The 20,820-nt window shown below is 50.4% G+C and carries 26 protein-coding genes and 1 pseudogene; 16 read left to right on the top strand and 11 right to left on the bottom strand.

The window, feature by feature from the left end:
* Nucleotides 1-64: 64 nt before the first annotated feature.
* From MXMO3_RS17600 to MXMO3_RS17585, 4 genes are all read right to left on the bottom strand, one after another.
* Nucleotides 65-2,773 carry an AAA family ATPase gene (locus MXMO3_RS17600; protein WP_117397000.1) on the bottom strand — a complete coding sequence of 903 codons (2,709 nt, stop codon included), beginning with the start codon at nt 2,771-2,773 and terminating at the stop codon, nt 65-67.
* Nucleotides 2,770-3,918 (bottom strand): metallophosphoesterase family protein, encoded by a 1,149-nt coding sequence (locus MXMO3_RS17595; protein ID WP_162889361.1) that lies wholly within the window; start codon nt 3,916-3,918, stop codon nt 2,770-2,772. Before MXMO3_RS17595 ends, MXMO3_RS17600 begins: the two co-directional genes overlap by 4 nt.
* 562 nt (nt 3,919-4,480) lie before the next feature.
* Nucleotides 4,481-4,903, bottom strand: a complete 423-nt coding sequence (locus MXMO3_RS17590) for a hypothetical protein (RefSeq protein ID WP_117396998.1) — start codon at nt 4,901-4,903, stop codon at nt 4,481-4,483.
* Between the two features lie 343 nt (nt 4,904-5,246).
* Nucleotides 5,247-5,519 (bottom strand): hypothetical protein, encoded by a 273-nt coding sequence (locus MXMO3_RS17585; RefSeq protein WP_245985864.1) that lies wholly within the window; start codon nt 5,517-5,519, stop codon nt 5,247-5,249.
* Nucleotides 5,520-6,072: 553 nt separating this feature from the next.
* Between MXMO3_RS17585 and MXMO3_RS18760 the strand changes: the two genes are divergently transcribed.
* On the top strand, nt 6,073-6,231 hold the full coding sequence (locus MXMO3_RS18760; RefSeq protein WP_162889360.1) for a hypothetical protein: 159 nt from the start codon (nt 6,073-6,075) through the stop codon (nt 6,229-6,231).
* A 56-nt stretch (nt 6,232-6,287) separates the two neighbouring features.
* Here MXMO3_RS18760 and MXMO3_RS17580 read toward each other — a convergent pair whose 3' ends face one another.
* Together MXMO3_RS17580 and MXMO3_RS17575 are read right to left on the bottom strand one after the other, a co-directional pair.
* Nucleotides 6,288-6,728 carry a thermonuclease family protein gene (locus MXMO3_RS17580; protein ID WP_117396997.1) on the bottom strand — a complete coding sequence of 147 codons (441 nt, stop codon included), beginning with the start codon at nt 6,726-6,728 and terminating at the stop codon, nt 6,288-6,290.
* A gap of 1 nt (nt 6,729) precedes the next feature.
* Nucleotides 6,730-6,936 (bottom strand): excalibur calcium-binding domain-containing protein, encoded by a 207-nt coding sequence (locus MXMO3_RS17575; protein WP_245985863.1) that lies wholly within the window; start codon nt 6,934-6,936, stop codon nt 6,730-6,732.
* 221 nt (nt 6,937-7,157) lie between these two features.
* Here MXMO3_RS17575 and MXMO3_RS17570 point away from each other — a divergent pair, with 221 nt between their 5' ends.
* Nucleotides 7,158-7,520 (top strand): hypothetical protein, encoded by a 363-nt coding sequence (locus tag MXMO3_RS17570; protein ID WP_117396995.1) that lies wholly within the window; start codon nt 7,158-7,160, stop codon nt 7,518-7,520.
* 33 nt (nt 7,521-7,553) lie between these two features.
* Here the strand turns inward: MXMO3_RS17570 and MXMO3_RS17565 are convergent, their stop codons facing one another.
* Nucleotides 7,554-7,892 carry a hypothetical protein gene (locus MXMO3_RS17565; RefSeq protein WP_162889359.1) on the bottom strand — a complete coding sequence of 113 codons (339 nt, stop codon included), beginning with the start codon at nt 7,890-7,892 and terminating at the stop codon, nt 7,554-7,556.
* A gap of 263 nt (nt 7,893-8,155) precedes the next feature.
* On the opposite strand from MXMO3_RS17565, the gene MXMO3_RS17560 reads away from it, so the two are divergent.
* From MXMO3_RS17560 to MXMO3_RS19130, 3 genes are all read left to right on the top strand, one after another.
* A complete protein-coding gene (locus MXMO3_RS17560; protein WP_117396993.1) occupies nt 8,156-8,557 on the top strand; it encodes a hypothetical protein in 402 nt (133 codons plus the stop codon).
* On the top strand, nt 8,554-9,174 hold the full coding sequence (locus tag MXMO3_RS17555; RefSeq protein ID WP_117396992.1) for a hypothetical protein: 621 nt from the start codon (nt 8,554-8,556) through the stop codon (nt 9,172-9,174). Before MXMO3_RS17560 ends, MXMO3_RS17555 begins: the two co-directional genes overlap by 4 nt.
* A gap of 184 nt (nt 9,175-9,358) precedes the next feature.
* Complete coding sequence (locus MXMO3_RS19130; RefSeq protein ID WP_117396991.1) at nt 9,359-9,637, top strand: methyltransferase family protein; 279 nt, start codon at nt 9,359-9,361, stop codon at nt 9,635-9,637.
* A 401-nt stretch (nt 9,638-10,038) separates the two neighbouring features.
* Here MXMO3_RS19130 and MXMO3_RS17545 read toward each other — a convergent pair whose 3' ends face one another.
* From MXMO3_RS17545 to MXMO3_RS17535, 3 genes are read right to left on the bottom strand one after another with little or no spacing between them, the layout of a single operon-like run.
* Nucleotides 10,039-11,046 carry a NifU family protein gene (locus tag MXMO3_RS17545; protein ID WP_117396990.1) on the bottom strand — a complete coding sequence of 336 codons (1,008 nt, stop codon included), beginning with the start codon at nt 11,044-11,046 and terminating at the stop codon, nt 10,039-10,041.
* Complete coding sequence (locus MXMO3_RS19040) at nt 11,039-12,220, bottom strand: P-loop NTPase (RefSeq protein WP_117396989.1); 1,182 nt, start codon at nt 12,218-12,220, stop codon at nt 11,039-11,041. The genes MXMO3_RS17545 and MXMO3_RS19040 overlap by 8 nt, the downstream gene beginning before the upstream one ends.
* Entirely contained in the window at nt 12,217-12,666 is a 450-nt protein-coding gene (locus tag MXMO3_RS17535) for an RrF2 family transcriptional regulator (RefSeq protein ID WP_117396988.1), read from the bottom strand. The genes MXMO3_RS19040 and MXMO3_RS17535 overlap by 4 nt, the downstream gene beginning before the upstream one ends.
* Nucleotides 12,667-12,887: 221 nt before the next feature.
* Between MXMO3_RS17535 and MXMO3_RS17530 the strand changes: the two genes are divergently transcribed.
* The 8 genes from MXMO3_RS17530 to MXMO3_RS17495 all read left to right on the top strand — a co-directional run bounded on the left by MXMO3_RS17530 (nt 12,888) and on the right by MXMO3_RS17495 (nt 17,242).
* Nucleotides 12,888-13,145: a DUF2249 domain-containing protein gene (locus MXMO3_RS17530; RefSeq protein WP_162889358.1), complete on the top strand. Its 258-nt coding sequence runs from the start codon at nt 12,888-12,890 to the stop codon at nt 13,143-13,145.
* Nucleotides 13,146-13,182: 37 nt separating this feature from the next.
* Nucleotides 13,183-13,452, top strand: a complete 270-nt coding sequence (locus tag MXMO3_RS19125) for a DUF6522 family protein (protein ID WP_117396986.1) — start codon at nt 13,183-13,185, stop codon at nt 13,450-13,452.
* A 144-nt stretch (nt 13,453-13,596) separates the two neighbouring features.
* Nucleotides 13,597-14,028, top strand: a complete 432-nt coding sequence (locus MXMO3_RS17520) for a hypothetical protein (RefSeq protein ID WP_117396985.1) — start codon at nt 13,597-13,599, stop codon at nt 14,026-14,028.
* Between the two features lie 74 nt (nt 14,029-14,102).
* On the top strand, nt 14,103-14,351 hold the full coding sequence (locus MXMO3_RS17515; RefSeq protein WP_117396984.1) for a hypothetical protein: 249 nt from the start codon (nt 14,103-14,105) through the stop codon (nt 14,349-14,351).
* Between the two features lie 284 nt (nt 14,352-14,635).
* Nucleotides 14,636-15,106: a pseudoazurin gene (locus MXMO3_RS17510; protein ID WP_117396983.1), complete on the top strand. Its 471-nt coding sequence runs from the start codon at nt 14,636-14,638 to the stop codon at nt 15,104-15,106.
* 215 nt (nt 15,107-15,321) lie between these two features.
* Nucleotides 15,322-16,239 carry a copper-containing nitrite reductase gene (gene nirK, locus MXMO3_RS17505; protein ID WP_245985861.1) on the top strand — a complete coding sequence of 306 codons (918 nt, stop codon included), beginning with the start codon at nt 15,322-15,324 and terminating at the stop codon, nt 16,237-16,239.
* A 231-nt stretch (nt 16,240-16,470) separates the two neighbouring features.
* Complete coding sequence (locus MXMO3_RS17500) at nt 16,471-16,707, top strand: DUF1858 domain-containing protein (RefSeq protein ID WP_117396981.1); 237 nt, start codon at nt 16,471-16,473, stop codon at nt 16,705-16,707.
* A 262-nt stretch (nt 16,708-16,969) separates the two neighbouring features.
* Complete coding sequence (locus MXMO3_RS17495; protein WP_342773384.1) at nt 16,970-17,242, top strand: DUF2249 domain-containing protein; 273 nt, start codon at nt 16,970-16,972, stop codon at nt 17,240-17,242.
* A gap of 126 nt (nt 17,243-17,368) precedes the next feature.
* Here the strand turns inward: MXMO3_RS17495 and MXMO3_RS18995 are convergent.
* Nucleotides 17,369-17,849 (bottom strand): annotated as a pseudogene (locus MXMO3_RS18995) (IS3 family transposase); the annotation flags it as partial.
* A gap of 587 nt (nt 17,850-18,436) precedes the next feature.
* Here MXMO3_RS18995 and MXMO3_RS17480 point away from each other — a divergent pair.
* The 3 genes from MXMO3_RS17480 to MXMO3_RS17470 are packed head-to-tail and all read left to right on the top strand — an operon-like array spanning nt 18,437 to nt 20,810.
* Nucleotides 18,437-18,856: a hypothetical protein gene (locus MXMO3_RS17480; RefSeq protein ID WP_117396978.1), complete on the top strand. Its 420-nt coding sequence runs from the start codon at nt 18,437-18,439 to the stop codon at nt 18,854-18,856.
* Complete coding sequence (locus MXMO3_RS17475) at nt 18,853-19,455, top strand: TetR/AcrR family transcriptional regulator (RefSeq protein ID WP_117396977.1); 603 nt, start codon at nt 18,853-18,855, stop codon at nt 19,453-19,455. Before MXMO3_RS17480 ends, MXMO3_RS17475 begins: the two co-directional genes overlap by 4 nt.
* Complete coding sequence (locus MXMO3_RS17470; protein ID WP_117396976.1) at nt 19,452-20,810, top strand: efflux RND transporter periplasmic adaptor subunit; 1,359 nt, start codon at nt 19,452-19,454, stop codon at nt 20,808-20,810. Before MXMO3_RS17475 ends, MXMO3_RS17470 begins: the two co-directional genes overlap by 4 nt.
* Nucleotides 20,811-20,820 lie beyond the last annotated feature (10 nt).

Genomic DNA, 20,820 nt, shown 5'->3' with positions numbered 1-20,820 from the left:
ACCACGAATTTTCGAGATCGGTTTTAAGTCATATTCTGCGGGCAGCTCTTCTTCTGAAATTCAATCAAGCTGAAACTAGGTCTTCTGTGTTTACGGCTTTCAGCGAAAGGTGTTTACCGCCAACGCCTTCAAACAACTGCTCACGACAAGTGAGCACAATGATCTGAACCTGCTGCCCCACCATGTTCAGAATGTCGAACATCCGGTCCATCCGTCGGTCATCGGAAAACACCAACGCGTCATCCAGAACGACCGTCGCGGGGTGCCCCTGTTCGACCAGCATCTCTGCAAAAGCGAGACGAACGAGAACAGCGATCTGCTCCTGCGTCCCCATGCTCAGGTGTTCGAAGGATTCTTCGTAGCCGTTCTCACGAACCACACCAACGATATGCAGGTTTTCGTCAATCGCGATGTCAGCGCTGGGGAACAATAGCTGCAAGTAGGGACGAACTCGTTTCAGTACCGGCGAGAGATAGCGCTCTTTCGCTTCGGTTTCGGTAGAACGCAGTGTCGTTAGCAGGAGCGATAGGACCGCAACCTCACGCTCGTAGCGCCGAAGCTGCTCTTCGGCCAGCTCTACCTCACGTTCTTGCTGCTGAATGGCCTCATCGAGACCGGCACCCTCAAGTGCTTCGATATGGGACCTGAACCCGGCTATCTTCTCTTTCAGATCGGTGCGCTTGTCACGCCTGTCTTGAAGCGCCGTTTCCAGCCTTGAAATGCGCGCCTCCTGTTGTGGCAACGTCTCGCCCTCGCGCTGTGCTTTAAGAGACGAGGCTGCTTTCTCCTGATCTACCAGGGCCTTCCTAGCTGCCGATACGGCGGCATCCAAATCGTCATCAGAGGTCTGCTTTTCGACTTCGGTCAGTTCGTTCTTCAGTCTTTCGAGACGTTCCATCCCATCCTCATATCGCGTCTTCACACCACCCAATTCGGTCTGGATACGACCGATTTCTTCTTCCGGCCCGCCAAGACCAGCTCTGACGGTGGCTAGCGTCTCCCGTGCTTCCTGTGCACCAGCCTGAGCAGAATTAAGCGCCTGCTCGGCCTCCTTCTCTGTCGGCAAGCCTTCGATCCCAAGGTCAGCGACCTCACTTTCTAGGATTGTCTTCAAACCGGCAATGTGGTCGGCAAGAGGTTCAGCGCCGGCGTCGTAGTCGTCAGTTGCCGGAGCATGCAATTCGACTTCCTGCTTTGCAAGCTCGGCATCCCGAAGAAGTTTCTCGCGCTTTGCAAGCTGCTCCTCGGCGGCATCGAGTGACTTGACGCCGCAGTCTTCAAGTGCTGCCTTGAGAGCTTGATTGGCCGCTCGCTGCTGTTCGATCAGCTTGTCTCGGTCCTTGATAGCAGGCTGAACAGAAATGCTGCCGTAGTCCGGGATTGTGATCTTCGTCGCCTCGACCGCTTCGACCGAAGTCTGGTCGGCGGCAAGAGCGGCGCCATCCACATCGATTTTCGACAATCGGTCAGAAGGCATATCGAATGCTACAAGCGTTGCCGCAGCGGAAAGGCGCGAACGAGCAGTTTCGAGTTCCCTGGCTGCAACTCGTATTGTTTCGATGTTCTCGTCAGTTACGAGAATAGCTGCCGCACTCTGTTGCGCAGCCCTCTGCTTTTTTTCAGCCGCGTGCGCTTTGTCGTAGCGCCCCTGAAGTTCCCGAATTCTAGAGTCGCGCTGGACGGCGTTGAGAACGCGGCGCGCCTGTGACACGGCATTGTCTGCCTCGGTCACAGCATTCTCTGCTTCCTTCGCGTCGTTGCGAAGTTTTTCGACCTGCATCCGCAGGTCCTGTTCAGTTTGACGGACCTCGTAGAGCTTCTTCTTTGCGGCCTCGACGTTTCTCCCATCCATCTCGATTTGTTTCTTCAGGTCGCGGCGTTCTGTCAGTGCCTGCTCGGCTTGTTCCAGATTCCGCTGCTTCAGCTCAACATCTGTCGCCGCCGCATCAATGCGCGCCTCCAGCTTGGCAAGTTCCCCGTGTCGGGTCCGAGCTGCTTCCAGTCCCTCCTTGTCCTTCTGATCTTGGTCTCCCGATGAAAGTCGGGCGAGCGTTTCCTGAGCTTCTTCGAGGCTCTTCATGGTGTTCGAGAGATCGCTTCGGCGGCCTCGTAACCCTTCGAGTTCGGAGCGCAGGGAATCAACCTCGTCAATCAGTTCCTTATAATCGCCTCGTGGTCTGCCCTTAGTGGTGACAAGCTCGGAGAGCTGCTTGTCCACCGCTTCGGGCAAAGCTCTGCCGCGTTTGCCTCCAAGAACCTCGCCGACTTCCGATTCCAATGCGCTGTGGAGGTTTGATCGCGCGCTGTCGGGAAGGTCGAGCGCCCCGAAGGACTGGCCTTGCTGAACCCAAAGGACATTCCACATACCGAGGGTTTCGGGTTTGGCACCTGCCTTACCGGGCTCATCGAAGCCGAGAAGATCACGCAGCGTGTTTTCTGCCTTATCGCCCTCCAGCTTTCGTCCGTCCGGGCAGAACAGGTGAGCGTAAGGCTTTTTCACGAACCGCTTTCTGATCCGATAAATTCCGTCATCGACCTCGAACGCCAGCTCGACGACGGGCGCAGCCTGGTTTCGGTCATTCTGTAGTGCTGTAATCGGTTGGGCCTTCGAGCTGTACTTCTCAAAGAGCGAGGCACGCAAAGCATCTAGGAGCGTTGACTTCCCCATCTCGTTGGGGCCGACAACGACATTCAAACCGTCGCCAATGTCATCAAGACACATCGGTGTGGTGAATTTCTTGAACTGATTGACAGCGATAGAGCGAATTTTCATTGTCTCCTCGTCTGCAATTTCATGTGCTCGACGTACAGCCGCTGAAGTGCTAGTGCGGCGATCTCGTGCTCTGGATCGCTAGTGTCATCCGACTTCTGTTTGAGGACATCGGCGGCGGTTCGCACAAACCCGCCCCGATCGATCTGATCAAGATCTTCTTCGCTCGGGCTTGGGAAAAGCCGGTCATAATCTACACGCAGATAACAGAAGGCAGCGGACACTTGCTCGACGATCTGTTCTTCAAAATACTGGCGATCCTGAAGCGAAACCGCGCCTTCGACGTAAAGGCGCACCAGAATCCGGTTCAAATCATCGCCACTGCCGCGCAGGGTCGTAGCAAGGGCATCGATATCTTCGCGACTGTTAATCTGCTTGCGGAAGGTCTTCCACCGGTAATGACCGGTGCTTACCGGAGTGACGACTGGCAGGGCAGCAGGATCATCAATCTCGACAAGAAGTGCCTTTCCACCAGCATCGACGTCAAACGCATCGGTCTCGTGTGTGCCGCTATACCAAATCCTGTTACTGATCTTCTTTTGTCCGTGCCAGTCACCAAGGGCCAGATACGCAAGCCCTGCCGATTGCGGCCTGTCGGGGCTGATGTAGTTCGGAACGTCCTTGTCATCGGAACCGAAGCCAGTGACCGTCCCATGCGCGAGCCCTATGCGGATAATCCCATCCGGGGTTTCCGTTTCGTCCATATAAGCCGTAGGGTCCTGAAGCGTGCGACGATACTGGAGCGGAGCTGGAAGCACCGCGAAGCCGTCGCTTTCAAAAATCCGCGGTTCTGAATCAATGTGAAAAATCACATTGAACGGGACATCCCTACGCAATAGCTGATCCCAGAGGCCGTGCGGACGGTGGGGGTCATGGTTGCCGGGCAGAAGATGCCACGTCACATTCTCGAACTTCCGCATGCGTTCCAGCGGCTGATTGAGGGTGCGCGGCGACAACGCCTCCATGTCGAAGACATCTCCGGAAACGAGAACATGACCGGCACCGTGTTTTACTGCCTGCTCACCTAGCTGGGTTATCGCAGCGAGACGGGCTTCCTGAAGCAGCCCCATCGTGCCGTCATCGACAAAGCGAAACACCTTGCCGATTTGCCAATCCGATGTGTGCAGCAGCTTAATGGCGATGGCCACGTTCTCCGTCAGTATTCATGTTGAGACAAGGCAACCAACACATTTGCCCGCGAAACAACGATAAAGTAGCAAGTTAATAGGCAGCAAAATTATCGACAAATTTGGCATGATTCCCAAGATATTGTCTACTCAGTTATTACTCACCTCACTTAGTCAGCAGAGGTTAACTTTTCAGGATAGCTAGAAGCAATTTCGTAAATATATCCACCATGCGGATTTTCGACTTCAGCGATCCATCGAATGTCTACTTCTGGCATCCCCGCTGCAATGCGCGGCGAACAAAGCGAAGGTCAGCTATGGGCCGAAAGTTCCGATTATTTCAAAAAAATCGAATGACCGGGTTGGGCTCAAAGCTGTCATTACACTAACAGAGAAAAGCAATCCTTTAGCGTGGGCGCTACCGGCCCAAAGCTGACATTCATCGAAGTTTCCTGCGGTTTCGCTTAAACGATGATCGGTTTGCACAAATCTGGCGTATGGGACAAAAATAGAGCGTCGGCACTTTCTACATAGTCGCTATTAGATGAGCACGTTGTATGGTTACTTACCCTTGAATCCTTGATCAACGGGCAACGGTAACATGCAGCTCTCGACCAGTGGACCCGGTTCCGTAGATCTCAACCAGAATAAGTGCATTTCCGTTCATTATATCCCTTGCTGCTTTGGCGCTTATTGAACCTTGGGCAAGCATTTTTTCCATGATCGCACGGTTTTTCGAATTAGCAAAAAATGAATCTGATTGATCTAACGTGTCGCGAAGGCCGAAGCGGTGAAAGTTTGCGCGATCTTGTCGAAGTACTTGCCATGGTGAAGTAAGTCGTACGCCTGAAGAGTTAAAAAGGTCATCGTATCCGATCTGAGCAATATAAGAGCCAATGACGTAATTGCTAGTAGGTAGGGAACGTATGGTTGACTGACTGGTTGCCTCACTGACTAGGATAAGGCTGATTAGCGCGAGAGTCGCAGACTTGATCCAGATGGTCATAAAATCTTTCCTTGATTGCAGTAACAGTTAGTGTGTCGTAACTGAGTTGCCGGAGGCAGGATGCGTTAATTTAGGCTCTTATGGCTGGTTAATCCAGCTTAGTAGCTTTATTCGTAGTCGACTTGCCTGACACCAACAAATTTGAGTGCTCGTATAGACGTGAGTATACTCGACTTTCTTTAAGGGTTCTTACTCTGAAACAAGATTTGTTGAAAAAGATTCGCCGTTACATCCGGTTGTTTGCACAAAAAAACCAAAAGCAGACATTAGGGACATTAAATTTGAAGTCCGCTATGCGGACCTTTGTCGTTTGCAAAGTTTAAAATACTTCGGAAAGGTCAACTTATTCGAATGGATTGGGATGAATCGTGCGAGCGATGAAAATGCCGGTGATTGGTACTCCGGGGAAGCGCTGAGATAGGACGGTGTGCATTGCCCGGTAATGCCTACCGACCATCAAAACATCATCAAAAATCCCGATGTTCACGAGCTCGGGGTTAGTAAGGGTTGCGTCTATCTGATAGTTTGCAATCAACTCTTCGACCAAAGCACGATTGCTGTCTCCGGGGGCATGTGAAACTACCATTGAGGCGGACTGTTTAACAATGCTGCGCACGTCGAGTCATTCTCGGATGCCATTACATCTCTGCGCCATGCGGTCGTCACAATCAGCATGACCTTGCGCTTTGGAGCCAGGGATTGGGACAAGTGTGTCTACGTTAAGCCATTCTGGCCTGAGTGAATTTGCGAACTCTCTCGACACTTGCCGTGTCCGTCTTCAGGGTATTTGTGACAGATGGGTGTCTAATTTAGGAGATGATTTGGTCCATCTTCATTGTTGATATTATGCGGCGGTTTTGCGGTTTTGCAAGCGCCGTTGCGTGATGATGTTTTGTTTGATCCTTTCGCGATCGTTCAGAACGGTCTGCTCACTCCTCCAGCTGATCGTACTGTCGGCAACTATTTGATGGAGTTTGGCCTCGGACATTTGTTAGACATGAACAATTGAGGCTCACGTCAACGACGCTCCGGCCGCAAGTGCTGCTTGGGGTGGCGTTCCTCCGTTCGGTTTTGAGAAAGACTTGCTTGGAGCATTCTTGATCTTCTGCATGGTTTGTGCTGCTGATATACTTTTATAGTGATTTGGCACTAGAAAAAGTGAGACAACAATGATCAATTCATCAAATATTGCACCTGAACTCAAAAAAATCGCATTATTCGCAGTTCGTGTCGTGATTGTTACTTCTGCTGTTTACCTCGCGTTGCGGTTTGCGCTAGTCGAGGATGACGCATTGTTCCGTCGTTTGGCCTGGTTGTTCCGCAAGTAAATAGCCAAAATGAGAACTGGTTTCTGAGTTTAAGCCCAAGACCTGCAATTTGCGCTTTAATTGCACCACCACTCCTCGCCGTCCGGCCACCACCTTGCTAATCGCTCTTCAACAAGGATTTCACCCACGTTACGGCCGTTGAAGTACAACTTACCCAATTCGCGGCCGTAGTCCCCTTGTTCACCGAGGAGTTTCAGCTCCCATGAATGGCTATTGAGTAGCGTTACAAGTCGATTGGACGCCTGTTCGGCTAGCGCCTTTTCACGCTCACCGCCACAAATATTAGTTTGAGGCTCAGGTGTGTCATAGCCCTCTAGGCGTATATTGACGCCCTCGAGCCAGATCGTGTCGCCATCAACGACGCAAGTCTTTTCGGGTGTGTTAGGCTGACCGGGGCGGCACTTTTCCCAATGAATGTCCCGAGCAGGCGCCGCAGTGGTTGCGGCTATAGTCAGAATGAAAGACCAAAGAAGCGCACTCTTTGCAAAAACTCGCATTTTAACGAAGCGCCTCGCAAGCAATGCCGTCATTGTCAGCATCAAGCCGATGTGGATCGCCTGGTTGGTTTGCTTCGTAAAAAGCTTGGGCTTCACGCCAAGAATTGAAATCCGAGCAGTCACGATCATATCCCTGAGCCCAGGCAGCGCCGCTGGTGCTTACGAACGACCCAACGGCCAAAATTGTAAATAGATATAAGTACTTCATAAATTTCCTCATAATCCCAAATACCAAAAATATGGTCATCGAGCCTGACCATGTCAAATTTCACACTAACATCATAACTCAATAGTCTTTGTGCACAATGCTAAGACCACCGCTAGTGGTGTCCAGTAGTTGCCGGCTAATCCATTTGTTGGTGTAACTGCTTACTGCTAGCATGCCAGCCCGACTTAATCGTGTCTTTAGCGGTAAGATCTAGGATTTGTATGGAACAAAATCTGCCCAAACGCATGTCGAAAGGCCAACTTGAACTGCTCTATCTGATCGGCGAAAACGTTGAGCCCTACGAAATTTATATTCGTTCCGCCATGACTATTGAGCGACAGCGTGTTGTTTTGTCGCGACTTATCAAGCGTTTCGGATTTAATGAAATTGATGATATCAAAACGTATTATAGGACTCATAAATCCGAAATATATTCACGCCTTGAGCAGCTAAATAGCATTGTTATCGATCCCTGCAGCGGGCCCAACTGGCGCAATGAATACCTGGCACCCACTGAGAAGGACCTTTGGGACGCTGCCGAAATCCTGCGAAGGCTAGATGAAGCTGGCGGGAGAGACCTGTAGCGCCATTTAGGGTCACAAGCTGTAGCCAACGAGTTACTTTTTGAAGCGACTTTTTATTTTAGATGCTGCGACTTCCAGCAATTCGTCCAGCTTTCTCTCGTTCGTTAAAGTAGGCGGTTTGTCCAGATCCTTTACGACCTCGTCAGTATCGGCGCATTTATGCCTGGCGCTAGCTTCCATCGCGTTCTGCCGGAGATATACCATTTGCCTTTGATCTAATTGAGGAAAACGTCGTCGACGAAGGTCTGCTTTGGAGAATTTCAAATCAATTGCACCAATGTCGGCTTTTGGGATCGATAAACGCTGAGCGTAGCGAAGAATACTTTCTTTGTCGTACTTTAAGAACAACATTCTGATCGAATTCAATCTCATAAAAAAACCCGCTAGGAGAGGAATTGTCCCAGCGGGTGAAGAAGGCCGGTACACAAATCAGGGGGACTGCTTTGTGGTTGGACCAATTCCAAGGTAGCAAAGCCAATCATTGGTGTCAAATATCATCTGTCGTAGTCTAGCCTCTAATGTTTGCACAAAAATCCAAACGGACAGGTTTTTCTCGACGGTCGATGTTTTGACAGCGACCTGATCCAACAAACCACTGTAAGCTATCTCGATCTCATTTACATGACGGCCTCACGGTGCCGGTTGGGCAGTGTCAACATAACCTAATCGTTGATGAATTCGTTGATCAAAGCATTTTTTCTATTGTCAGCGCTAATCTGCAAAGTCGAAAGGTCCAAGCGGATGGGCGCAAAGTCGCAAGGCAAAGTGGCTTTGTAGTCGAAGATTTCTCAACCCCTTCGACGGATTTTGCCGAACGGCTAGGCGCTATTCCGAGCGAAGAAAATGACTGGGGTATGCTCGAACTTGCGGGCGCATCAGGGACCACGAATATCCCTGGACTTTACGTCGTGGGCGATGCCCGTATTGGGTTCAGCGGTATTGTAGCAGCGGTTTCCGAGGGCGGTTTCTGTGTCGAGATGATCGCCCATGAGGTGACAATGGAACGTTGGAACGCTTTATCAGTGGGGCTCGTATGAAGAACAAAACCAAAGCGCTATGGGAAAAGCAGGATCAACATAAAGGTGATCGGTGGCGATTATTTCAGGCGATCAGTGCCGCTGTGCCCGCAAGTCGGGTTCTATATCCAGGCAGCTATGTCGACATCGCGCCTTCGTTTGTTTATGACGATGTAACCTATGCGGACATGGATAAACGGGCTGCTGCATTTTTTGCAGACGTCGATGGCGTGAAACAGATAATCAGTGATCACAACGGCAACGTGAATGGCCGCGTAGCCTTTGATCACGGCGATTATCGCGCGCTTGAATTGGAGGCCGAGAGCTTCGATCTGCTGATTTCGCTCTATGCAGGTTTCATTTCAGAAGCCTGCGGACATCTGCTGCGGGTCGGCGGAAAGCTGCTGGTAAATTCTAGCCACGGCGACGCAGCGCTCGCCGCGCTAGACCCTCGGTTCGAGCTGGACGCCGTCGTCATTTCCACGCGAGGTTACTATCGTGCGACAAATCGAAACCTCGAAAGCTACATGGTGCCGAAAAAGGCGCAGACAATCACAGTGGACAGTATTAAGGCCTCAGGCCGCGGGATAGCCTACACCCAATCCCCGTTCGCCTATTTGTTCAGGCGGGTACGGTGAGATGACACAGAACTTTCAAAAACCTTTCGCTTCACCGCCTACAATCTTTGGGGCGCTTTAGTTGCAGCCGTTGTGATTGGTTTTTTTTCACCCTTGGTCGGTCTTGTCTTGGCCGTTCCAACTCAGCCTTGGCCCGCCCTGATCACGATGGGGGTGTTTTCAATCTGGAAATCGAAAAAAAGATATCGAATCCGCTGGGACAACCTATGATCCCTATGGTGTTTCAACTCAACTTGTAACGTCGGGAATCTATCAGTACAGCAGAAACCCTGGTTATCTCGGTTTAGCTCTCATTGAATTGGGTATGGCGTTCTTATTCGACAATATGTGGATCGTGCTAACTGATAGCTTCGCCGTGATTGTGACCACGCTATTCGTGATACGGCTTGAGGAACGCAAGCTTATCAACGCATTTGGCGATCAGTATAGATCATATCTGAGAAGTGTTCGGCGGTGGATTTAACTGCGATGGCAGTATGCAGGTTTTGTTTGTTGTGAGACACTAGCCGAAACGTCCAATCGCAGTAAGCGAAAGTCTGCTTTACGGACACGCACAACTGTTGAGTTCAAAGACCTCATCTTTGCCCCTAGATCAACACGTCAAGGCAGTCGACGAACGTCCGCTTTTTGGGATTCTCTGTACGCCCATACTGATCCAGAATGCGGATCAAATAGACTGCGCCCTGTGATAAAGAAGAATACCAATTGCACAACCATATTCTATTGTATGGATAAGAGGAACCAAGAGCGCACTCCGCGCGTGGCGGCGAAAGAGCAGGTTCAGGTCATTGCGCCAGCCTCTCAAAAAAGCCGTCCCGGGCTAAATGCCATAATGTGGGAAGGGGGCTGATGATTTTTCCATATTCATGCGACTTCTCGCACCAACCGATCAAGCTCAACCATATGAAAAGCGCGCTTGGTCATCTCGTTGGCGGGCCCGCACTTTAACTCCTTTGCAAGCGCGAAAAACCCATTAGCAGGTAGCCCGTCACCGAAGCGGCTCACGGCACGCGCTGCAATAAATGGTCTGCCTGCGGCGGCATCTTCACGCATTGTCTCTTCCAATGCGTGAGTTATTCTGCGCACTGATCCTGGCGTCCAAAAGCCCATCGCGCGCGCCAGTTTGCCATAACTGACCGTCCTATTTCCGGGTGGCAGCGCTTCGAGATATTTACGTACCTTTGCGGTCAGTGGGACATCAGTTGCGGCCTGGCTGTTTTGGTCTTGGTTGCTCCACCCTCTTAATAGCCCCGTCCCGCCAAGTCGGGACGGGCGCTGGGTGTAAAAGGGTTTATCACCACTTTCATGGTCCGTAATGTCAATCACATTCTGCAAATCGGGTAATCCAGCACGCAGCTTGCGCTCCACACCGGCGCGCAGGGTCAGTTCAGATGCGGCACATCCCTGACAGCCGCCTGACATGCGAAGATAAATTGAACCTTCAACAACGCGCTCGACGCTGATGTGGCCACCGTGCTTTGCAATTGAGGGATTAATCTGGCTATCCATCAGAAGTTGAGCGGTCGCAAGCATTTCTGCATCTTTATCGATTGCTGCCGTGCGATTCCCCAAAGGAGCAGAAAACTCGGCAAATACTGTGCGAATGGCTGTTGCGATGAGGGACTTGAGTTCGTCCCAATTTGCATCGGCTTTTTTATAGACATTGATTGAAGCGCCATCGACTTCTATCTGCCGCACGCCACCGATTTCAAATAGGGCGCGGGCCAGCGGAGCATCATCAATCTTATCATTGTCAAACCGCACCGCCGACGCGCCGTCTTGAACTGCAACGTCAAGCAAAAAACGTAGTAAATCCGGATCTCGCGGGGAGGATTGCGCTCGTATGCGCAGTGAATTGAGGACCTCAGACATCTTCTATATTAGCTCCTTGCATCTGTCGCAGTGCTTCAAAAGTGAAAATACCACTATTGTGACCATCGCTGAAGGCGATGCCCAGTGCGTAATTCCCAATGCTCCATATTCGTACTGGCGCGATCGACAAAGGCACAGACTCATAATCCAGGAGGCGAGCGCCGGTCACTTCATCCCGACATGCCGCGCATACGCAAGCCAATCTCAGGTCGCGTGCGGGCAGCACGGCGCTCTCGCCATCAGCCCAACCTATGTGAAGCCCGGCAGAATCAAAATCTAGGCTGCATGGTTGATTGTGTATGCCGCCGCTGGCAGTGACAGGGGCAGGTTTTCCCAATCCGGTTTCAATTGCCCAGTTAAAGGGCAGCACCACACCATTTTGCGCCAGATTTGGGCCAGCAAGTTCTTTTGCAATCGAATAAAAGGTTTGTGCTGCCGGGCTATCCGGATTGGTCACCACAAGCGGGCTGCCATTATCCCCCGAATCCACAATTGCAGGATCAAGCGGAATTTTGCCCAGAAATGGAACTTTAATGTCGGCTGCAATTTCTTCCCCACCGCCCTGGTGAAATATATGACTGACTTCGCCACAAGAGGGGCAGGTAAAGCCGCTCATATTTTCAATTACACCCGCTATCGGCACATTGACCTGTTCCATCATTCTCAAGCCACGCCGCGCAATTTTAAGGCTTACATCCTGCGGCGTGCTGACAATGACCGCACCCAAAATCGGGAAGGCCTGGGCCAGTGTCAATTGAATATCTCCCGTGCCTGGTGGCAGGTCCAGCAACAATATATCCAGTTCTCCCCATTCTACCTGTGCGACAAACATACGAAGATACTTTGCCACCATCGGCCCCCGTAAAATTGAGGGTTGGTCATCAGCAGTGAGCATCGCCATTGAAATAATTTTGACACCAAATGCTTCGGACGGGATGACCTTATTCTCATCGTTCATCTGCGGCGGGGTATTGGTGTCCAATCCCAGCATGCCAGGAATTGAGGGGCCATAAATATCGGCATCCACCAGACCAACACGGACACCGCTGCGGGCCATGGCAACGGCTATATTGGCGCTTACTGTCGATTTCCCTACACCTCCTTTGCCACTGCTCACAGCAATCATGCGGGGCTGGTTGCCGTTTTGCTTTGTCGGGTGTGTTTTGTTTTTCATAAAGACGACCTTTTGTTTTTGACTGTGGCAATGACGCCGAAATCTTCGGGTCGGATGATCAAATCTGCAAGAGTGTGTCGATCCATTACCGCCATAAAGGCGGCCAGGGCCTCGCTCACAATTCCGGGCAGCCTGCAAAAAGGTGTGATCGAACACTCATTTGTTGGCGAAAGGCACTCAACCATGTGAAAATCAGGTTCAGTCAGGCGTAGAATTTCACCCAATCTTATCTGATCGGGTAGACGGCCAAGCGTAAAGCCTCCAGACCGACCACGCTGCGAACGTAGAATGCCTGCGCCGGACAGAACACCGACGATTTTCATCAGGTGTCCTCGTGAAATATCGTATATTTCTTGCGTCTCATCAATTGTCACCAGCCGCTCGGAATGTGCCGCTGCATAGAGCAACACACGCAACGCGTAGTCCGACATCATGGTCAACCGCATTTCTTTTCCCTATCTCGCCCAAAGTCATTTTGTTTGGGCACAATTTGTCATCACCGACCACCGAAGCCGAGAACTCGCCTCTTTGAAACCGGAAGTCACACCAAAGGCAATTAAATCTGAACGACGCGTCATCAATTCCCACCAATATAGACATTAAAAAACATATTGACAATATTCTTTTAAAAAGCATTATGAAGCTGAAACTATCGAGAGGAACGAAAATGTCATCTAATCCAAATGCCAGCAATAACGAACCAACACCTGTCGATTTGCGCCCATTGGCCCCGCCTCAGCGCCATGCAACTGTTTTTGCCGCACTTGATGCGCTTGAAACAGGGGGCACATTTGTTCTGATCAACGATCATGCCCCATTGCCCTTGTTGCGCCGGATTGAAGAAACCTGGCCGGATGCGTTCCGGATCGAATTTCTGCGTGACGGCCCTGAGGTTTGGCAGGTTGCAATTGAGCGGACCGCATAACGGTTAGGTAAAGAAAATTCAAAGAAGCCATAATCCCATGCGATTAACAAGAGACAGAGACGGGTTTCAGATCAACGCAACGGACTTGGGTTGGTTGCTGAACGTGCCGCCTGAACAGGTACAGCGGCTTATGCGCGAGAATAAAATTACCAGCATGTGTGAAACCGGTGTGGGACCTGACACAGATCGACACCGGGTCACCTTCCGACACGGATTGGCGCTTGTTCAATTAACGATTGATGAGTCTGGTGAGGTGCTTTCGCATGAGTGGGCTATCGCTGATTCAGAACGGAAGGCACATCGCTGAGTCCCGTCATTTTTGAAACAAGCCTGAACTAAAAATTGCTCAATTGCTAAGCCTGAAGGAACGCTTAAAAATTATCGAAGTTATTTCTATTATCTAGGTGCCGTCATATAGCGGAATGTAGCCCACAATTTGAGGTCGGAGATTATGTTAACCGAAGCGAAATTGACAAACGAAACTGGCGCTGACCGCGACGTAAGGCTGATGCATACTCCTCATGCGCTAAACAATTGTCTTCGCACGGGCCTGTTCACAAAAAGTCAGGTATCGGAATTGGCGACCTTTCTTGTCGTGCAGTTTCGCGCGCGCAGCCACCTTTGCAATGTCTTGACCCATATTTCCGGCGGTAGGTGGGACAAGGTGGAAGAAGCATTCCATCAGGTGCTCGACCCTCACACCCCTAAAGATCAGTTGACACCGCTTGGCGTAAACATTGTTGACGTACTGTGTAAAGAGCGAGGCGTCACAGGCCGCATTGCCAAACCTTATTTTGCTCAGCTAATACAGCAATTTTTGCCCACAGATGATGCGGTCAGAATTGAGGAAAAAATTATAAAATTGAGCGACGGGGAGGATTAGGGTCTTCGCCATAATTTCTGCCTTGAAAACAAAAAACGGGTGCATCGGCCCAAACTTTGGACGGAGCCGCAACAATGTTCGATCAAACTTCAGCAGATGAAACAGGCGACAAAGGCTCAGCCGATCCCGATTTGCAATTTTATTATGAAACTCTGATTGAGGCGGATTATAATAACTGCCATTCAGATGATACTTTTGAAAGTCTGAAAGACCGCGCGAGATTTTCAAAAGAAGCCAGAAGCTTGTTGCGAGACTGGATGAAGGTCGCCGCGCAGCGCGCACAGGCGTCAGATATTGCGACAAAAAAGCAGAAGCAGGATTGAGCTGAGATCCAATACTCTTGCGCTTCTGAGCACATATTAATGTGATCTTTTTGGCACTTGTGCTTTTACACCTGCTCTTTGGTCCTATTCATTACTGTAGCTACCTCCTCAAATTCCGTGTTTCTTGTTTAATTCCTGCCCGGAAGGCTTGCCAAATCTTTGCCGCCGCGAATTCACGGACCTGTGATCACGCTCTCCAAATTCCTTGGAACTTCTATTTCTTACCTGCGTTGCGCCAACAGTGGCGCGTGTACAGAATGTAATTCACAAACTTGGAGAGGACCATGGGTAAGACATTATTAGCTGCCTTTACGCTTGGGTTAGCGTTAACGGGCACAGCTGTTGCAGAAGACTTCACCATTAAAATGCTGAACCAGGGTGAAGGCGGTGAGCGGATGGTTTACGAGCCGGCATTTCTGCACATCCAGCCCGGGGATTCAGTTACTTTCGAGGCTACCGACCCGTCGCATAATGCCGAGACAATTCTTGGAATACAGCCTGAAGGAGCCGAAGCTTTCAAGGGTCGCATAAATGAAGAAATCACGATCACCTTCGAGCAAGAGGGTGTTTATGGCTACAAATGCTTGCCGCATTACGGTCTTGGCATGGTCGGACTTATCCTCGTCGGAAATGAGGCTGAAAACTTGGACGAAGCTCAAACTGTAAAGATGCCACCCAAAGCTCAAGAAGGAATGGCATTTCTGTTTGAATCTGCAACAGAAGCTATTGATGAAACCAAGGAGGAAACGGACTAATGTCGAAATCTAGGCAAAATAACGCCCGAGTTCAAAGTTCAACCCAGCCCTATATATCGAGACGTTCACTTCTTGGGGGTACCGCAGGACTTGGGCTGGGTACACTGCTGGGTGCGTCGCCAGCGATGGCCCAACGCGCAGAACGCATGCGCGTAGCGGAGCATCCCGGCTCCCAGAGTGAGAGACTTTACACTGTAAATCCCGCAAATCCCGAAATGGCGGATATTGCAGAGAATCCTGCAAATGTTCCCCCACCGATTGGCCATCGAGAGCCGCAAACAATCAAAGTGGAGCTTGAGACTGTCGAATTGGAGGCCCATCTCGATCATCGCAGCACATTCAGGTTCTGGACATTCAATGGTACGGTGCCAGGCCCCTTTATCCGTGCACGTGTAGGGGACACCTTAGACGTAACATTACGTAATCACCCTGACAGTTGGATGGCCCACAATGTTGATTTCCATGCCGCGACAGGTCCTGGCGGAGGTGCTGAGGCAACGACTGCCGCCCCAGGGGAGGAAAAGCGGTTCCAATTTAAAACCTTGAACCCAGGGGTTTATGTATACCACTGCGCGGTGCCGCCAGTGGCATTGCATATCGCAAATGGGATGTATGGCTTGATATTGATTGAACCCGAAGAGGGCCTACCTCACGTCGACCGCGAATTTTATGTGATGCAGGGCGAAATATATACTGAAGAGCCCTTCGGCACGCCAGGCACGCTGACTGAAAGCTACGAGAAGCTTCTCAATGAACGCCCCGAATATTTCGTGATGAATGGGCATGTAGGAGCTTTGACAGAACACTATCCATTGCAAGCGAAAGTCGGAGAGACAGTCCGCATCTACTATGGCGTGGGCGGTCCTAACTATTCGTCTTCTTTCCACGTCATCGGGGAAATTTTTGACCGTGCATATCAAGCGGGTTCGCTTATTAGCCCACCGCTGGAAAGCGTTCAAACGGTCACAGTGCCCGCAGGTGGCGCTGTTGCAGTAGAATTCAAATGTGAAGTGCCGGGGCGCTACGTTTTGGTTGATCACGCGCTGTCGCGCGCTGAACGAGGGCTGGCTGGCTATCTTTACGTAGAAGGCGAAGAAAACCCCGAAATTTTCAACGCCGAAGAAACTGAGTAAGCGAAGTCACTTAAAATATATTCCCCGGCTGGACTATTCCAGCTGGGGAGGATTCGAAAGTTCCGCACGACGCTCCAACTAGCGCTTAAACAAAAACTGCGCAATGAGCGTCAGTGTTTCAGCTATCGGCTTGCCTCTGCCTCTGCCACATAGTTTTTTAGATCTATTTGCGTTGGCGCAAAGTTACTATTGAAACTTCTTTTAAAGTGATGAGGAAAAGGGGCTATTCGCATGATTTTAGCATCGTCAAAGCAACACACGATTGACCCGGATTTGAGCCTTGACGAAATCATGCGTCGGTGGCCCGAAACCGTGTCTGTATTTATGAAAAGACGCATGGCATGTGTTGGGTGCCCCATTGCCAGCTTTCACACCATTGTGGACGCAGCGGAAGAATATTATCTGAATGAAGACGCATTCGCTGAGGAATTGGCCTTGGCGCGCGAGGGGTCGGCCAAGCGTTTCTGAACCCGAAGTTTGGCACTAATGCACCGCGATCAAAAGCATCATTCTTCGGAAAGCATTCAGGTGACGGGCGTCCACCCCATTAGTTCACTATAGCCCAGTCTCCTTAACAGTCGATAATCCTCTATTAGGGCCGAAATCAAATTGTGGCAGGTCCAATACGCCTGGTTCAGCTCGCGAAAAATTACGGCTTCTTTGCGCTAGCGCAAGAAGACCCACTAGAATTTACGCTAACACGTGGCGAACCACATCACGGAGAACAAGCATGAGCATGACAACCTCTTCCGGTCTCAAACTCGACGTAAGAACCATCCCACGCGTAGAGCGCCATTCGAAGATCATGACAGTTTTCGGCGACCTCGCCCCGGGCGAGACGTTCTTGCTTGTCAACGACCACGATCCGCTAGGCCTGTACAGCAGCATGCAGTCCCGCGAAGCGGGATCCTTCACTTGGGAGTATGTTCTGCGGGGTCCCGACGAGTGGCGTGTGCAGATTGGTCGCCGCGAGTCCACAACTTGCTGCGGATCGTGCGGCTGAAACACCCAACGAAATTCCGAGATGATAGGAGCTGAACTTGCGTAGCGCCCTATCGCGGGCACGGCACCGGTTGGCGCGGGTGCCGCATTGTGTCAGTTCCGCTTTTGTTTCGATCCATCATCTCGTTTAAGCAGCCTTTCTTTCGAAGGCCAAGGGGCTTTTCCATGCCAAAGCTGAATGACTTCGGTGTGCATTGTAAAAGCCGTTAATATATTGAAAGAGCCCCATTTCAGTTTCACGTCGCCTTTGTCAATTGTGTCGTCAGATCAGTTCGGCCTTCAGTGTTTTGAAGAGCGTCTCACAAACCGCGTTGTCCCAGCAATTTCCCTTGCCGCTCATAGATATCCGAAAGTACTGACTGCGCAGCAGTTTTTGGTAATCATGGCTGCAATCTTGACTGCCTTTACCGGTATAATGAATACACCGGGGTGAAGGCTTGCGAAAGTTGACCGCCATGCTCACGCATCAAACGCCCAACACTTCGATGACCAACGTCAAGGCCTAGCTCCTTGAGTTCCTCGGACATGCGCGGGCGGCCATAAGAACCAAGTGCCAGATGATGTTGTTCACGAATATGCGCTAAAATCACCATATTCTCGCGCTGGCGCAGACGCATGTTGCGAGCGCACTATGCACGATAACCGGGTCTCACCACTTTTAGTCTGGGCAAAGCTGTCGCCTCTGCTCTCAGGAAAAAATCCACGCAATTCCTTGGAAAGCGATCAGAAAAAGCGGGGAAGCAGGAAGGAGCTGGGTCGCTCAATCGGCACTCGGGCTTTATTACGGCCTAAACTTCCAACTAAGCCAACATCTTACTATCATTCATTTCCAGTTTCAAATCGGACATTGTCTGCATAGCCCTTACACATCCAACGAATTTGCCATGAGAATGGCATTGCAAAAAAATACGCCGATAGCCGAATCCAATTCTGGGGACCACATTCGACGAATGTCTGCTTAGAGGAAAATTCAAATCTTGGGCCCAATGGCAGCTAATGGGATGATTGCGCCCTAAGGGAATTTTGAGCCAAAACGCGGTCATTTAAATTTGAAATCAGCCCTCGCTGTCCGTCCATAGCTGTCGGTCAAATCACTTCGTTTGAGTACATCAAATCAAATATTTGTTTGCCAAACATTAGTTATACATCTATAACTAATATCCACATTTTACACTCTCAATAGGAGGTAAAGATCATGAACTCAGCATCACCAGACCACGGACCATCTCTGCCCATCTGGTTTAAGATTACATCTGTCATTGCATTTGTGTTTGGCGTGATGACTTTATTTTCAGCTGGCGGCGTACTTTTCGGTCCAACTGCAACTCAAGAAATGGCGGGCGCGTATGTTGAGTTCGTCGTCTGGTTCAATTTCGCGGCTGGATTCTTCTATATCGTGGCAGCAATAGGCATTTGGACCCAACGTGAGTGGGACTATCTTCTGTCTGGATTTATAGCATTGGCGACAGTTTTTATGGCCATTCCATTTGCTTTTCACGTCATCGCAGGTGAGCCCTTTGAACTGCGCACCGTCGGCGCTCTATTCTTCCGAATAGGATTTTGGACGGCAATTGCCATTGCTTTACACCAATCCAAACGGAACGCACACATATGAGGAAAACTGCGCAAGATCGAAAGGTCGAAATATCTCAGGCCGCGATGGACCTAGCATTCGAGGTAGGGCCGGATCAAGTTACCACAAGCATTATCGCCAAGCGCTTGGGGCTTACACAACCTGCAATTTACAAGCATTTTCCGAACAAAAACGGAATTTGGAACACGGTGGCGGATCAGCTTTGTGGGCAAGTACGAGTAAATATCGAGCGGGCCGCCAATGGCATTCATTCTCCTGACAATCGGATACGTCTGCTGGTTATGGGGCATTTGCAACTGGTCCAAGAAAATCCCGCATTACCGGAGATAATGGTAATGCGGAATTTGCAGGGCGCACATGGCCATTTGCAGTCTCAAATGCGAACCATTATGGCAGAATTTCGGAATGCATTGGTCGGCCACATTGAAGCCGCAGTATCACAAAAAATATTCCAAAGCGATTTGGATTCGGCAGATGCGAGCACATTGGTTTTCGGGATCATTCAAAGCCTGGTGTTGCGCATGTTACTCACGCGCGATCCAAATATCCTGACACAAGACGGTGCGCGACTGTTGGATTTGCTTCTTTCAGGTTTTAGACATTTTGAGGGAAGTTTATGAGAAATGGTCTGAAGCTCATTTTCGTCACATTGCCAATCGCCCTGATAGGCATAGCTTTTGTCGCCTTTATTATTGTCAATCGTCCCGCCCCCGAACGAAATATATTGGCAGAACGCGCGACACCTGTGCGGGTCATCCTCGCCAACAAACAAACGGTAGCCCCCTCGGCGATCGGATACGGAATTGTTGAACCCGCACGCACTTACGAAGCGATAGCTCAAGTGGGAGGAACGGCAAAATATGTGAACCCTGCTCTAAAAAACGGCGCTATTTTGCCAGCAGGATCAGTTCTTCTTCGCGTGTCACAAACCGATTACAAACTGGCTATCGCACAGGTGAACGGCAATATTCGTGCGGCTGAAGCCAAGCTCAATGAATTATCTGTATCTCAAAGCAATCTTAGCGCTGCACTGGCTATCGAAAAAGAAGCTCTTGCTCTAAAAACATCGGATTTAAATCGAGCCGAAACGCTTTTCGGAAGAGGCTCTATGTCTCAAGCCGCATTGGACGCCGCAAGGATTACGCACCTCACACAGCGTCAAAAAGTGTTGTCAGTGGAAAGCTCACTTGCCTTGCTGCCAACTCAACGCGCTGTCCAGGAAGAACAACTTGCGCTTTCCCAAGTTAATCTAAAGAGTGCACAGCTTAATTTGGAACGTACTGAACTAACTTTGCCATTTGACGCACGCGTTGCGACAAAAACAGTCGAAGTTGGCCAATTTGTGCGTGCGGGCCAAACAATAGCACTATTCGACGGTATTGAAGCAGCAGAAGTTGAAGCACAGGTTTCTGTGGCTGACTTACGTTTACTCCTGCAATCGACAAAAGCTGGGGCATTAGAACTGGCCCTTGATCCAACAGAGATGACACAGATCATGCGCGAACTTGGTTTAAGCGCTGTCGTTCGATTGCGTTTGGGGCAGGAAATTTTGGAATGGCCTGCAATCGTTGACCGCATTAGTGACACAATCGATCAGAAAACCGGTACCCTCGGGATAATCATTCGCATCGATACAGCCTATTTGGGATCTAAAATCGGGAAACGTCCTCCGTTGATCAAGGGGATGTTTGTTGAAGCGGTTGTAAATGGTCAATCCGTTGAAGGGTTTGTGGTACCTCGAAGCGCGTTGCGAGAAGGAAAACTAATGCTGGCTGACAGCACTGACACACTTCAAATGGTGACGGTAACCACGCGGTTTGTGCAAGGCGAAATTGCGGTGATCTCCAGTGGATTAGCGCCCGGAGATCGTGTTGTGGTCAGCGCACCAAGTCCTGCGATAACCGGGATGCGTCTAAATGTGACTAAGGACACAAAATTGATGACCCAGCTGGCCGCAACGGGTGCGAAGAAATGATCAGGTTCTT

This window comes from Maritalea myrionectae (assembly GCF_003433515.1).
GTDB lineage: Bacteria > Pseudomonadota > Alphaproteobacteria > Rhizobiales > Devosiaceae > Maritalea > Maritalea myrionectae.
Note: the sequence above shows the minus strand (reverse complement) of the source record. Positions and strands in the feature narration are given on the sequence as shown.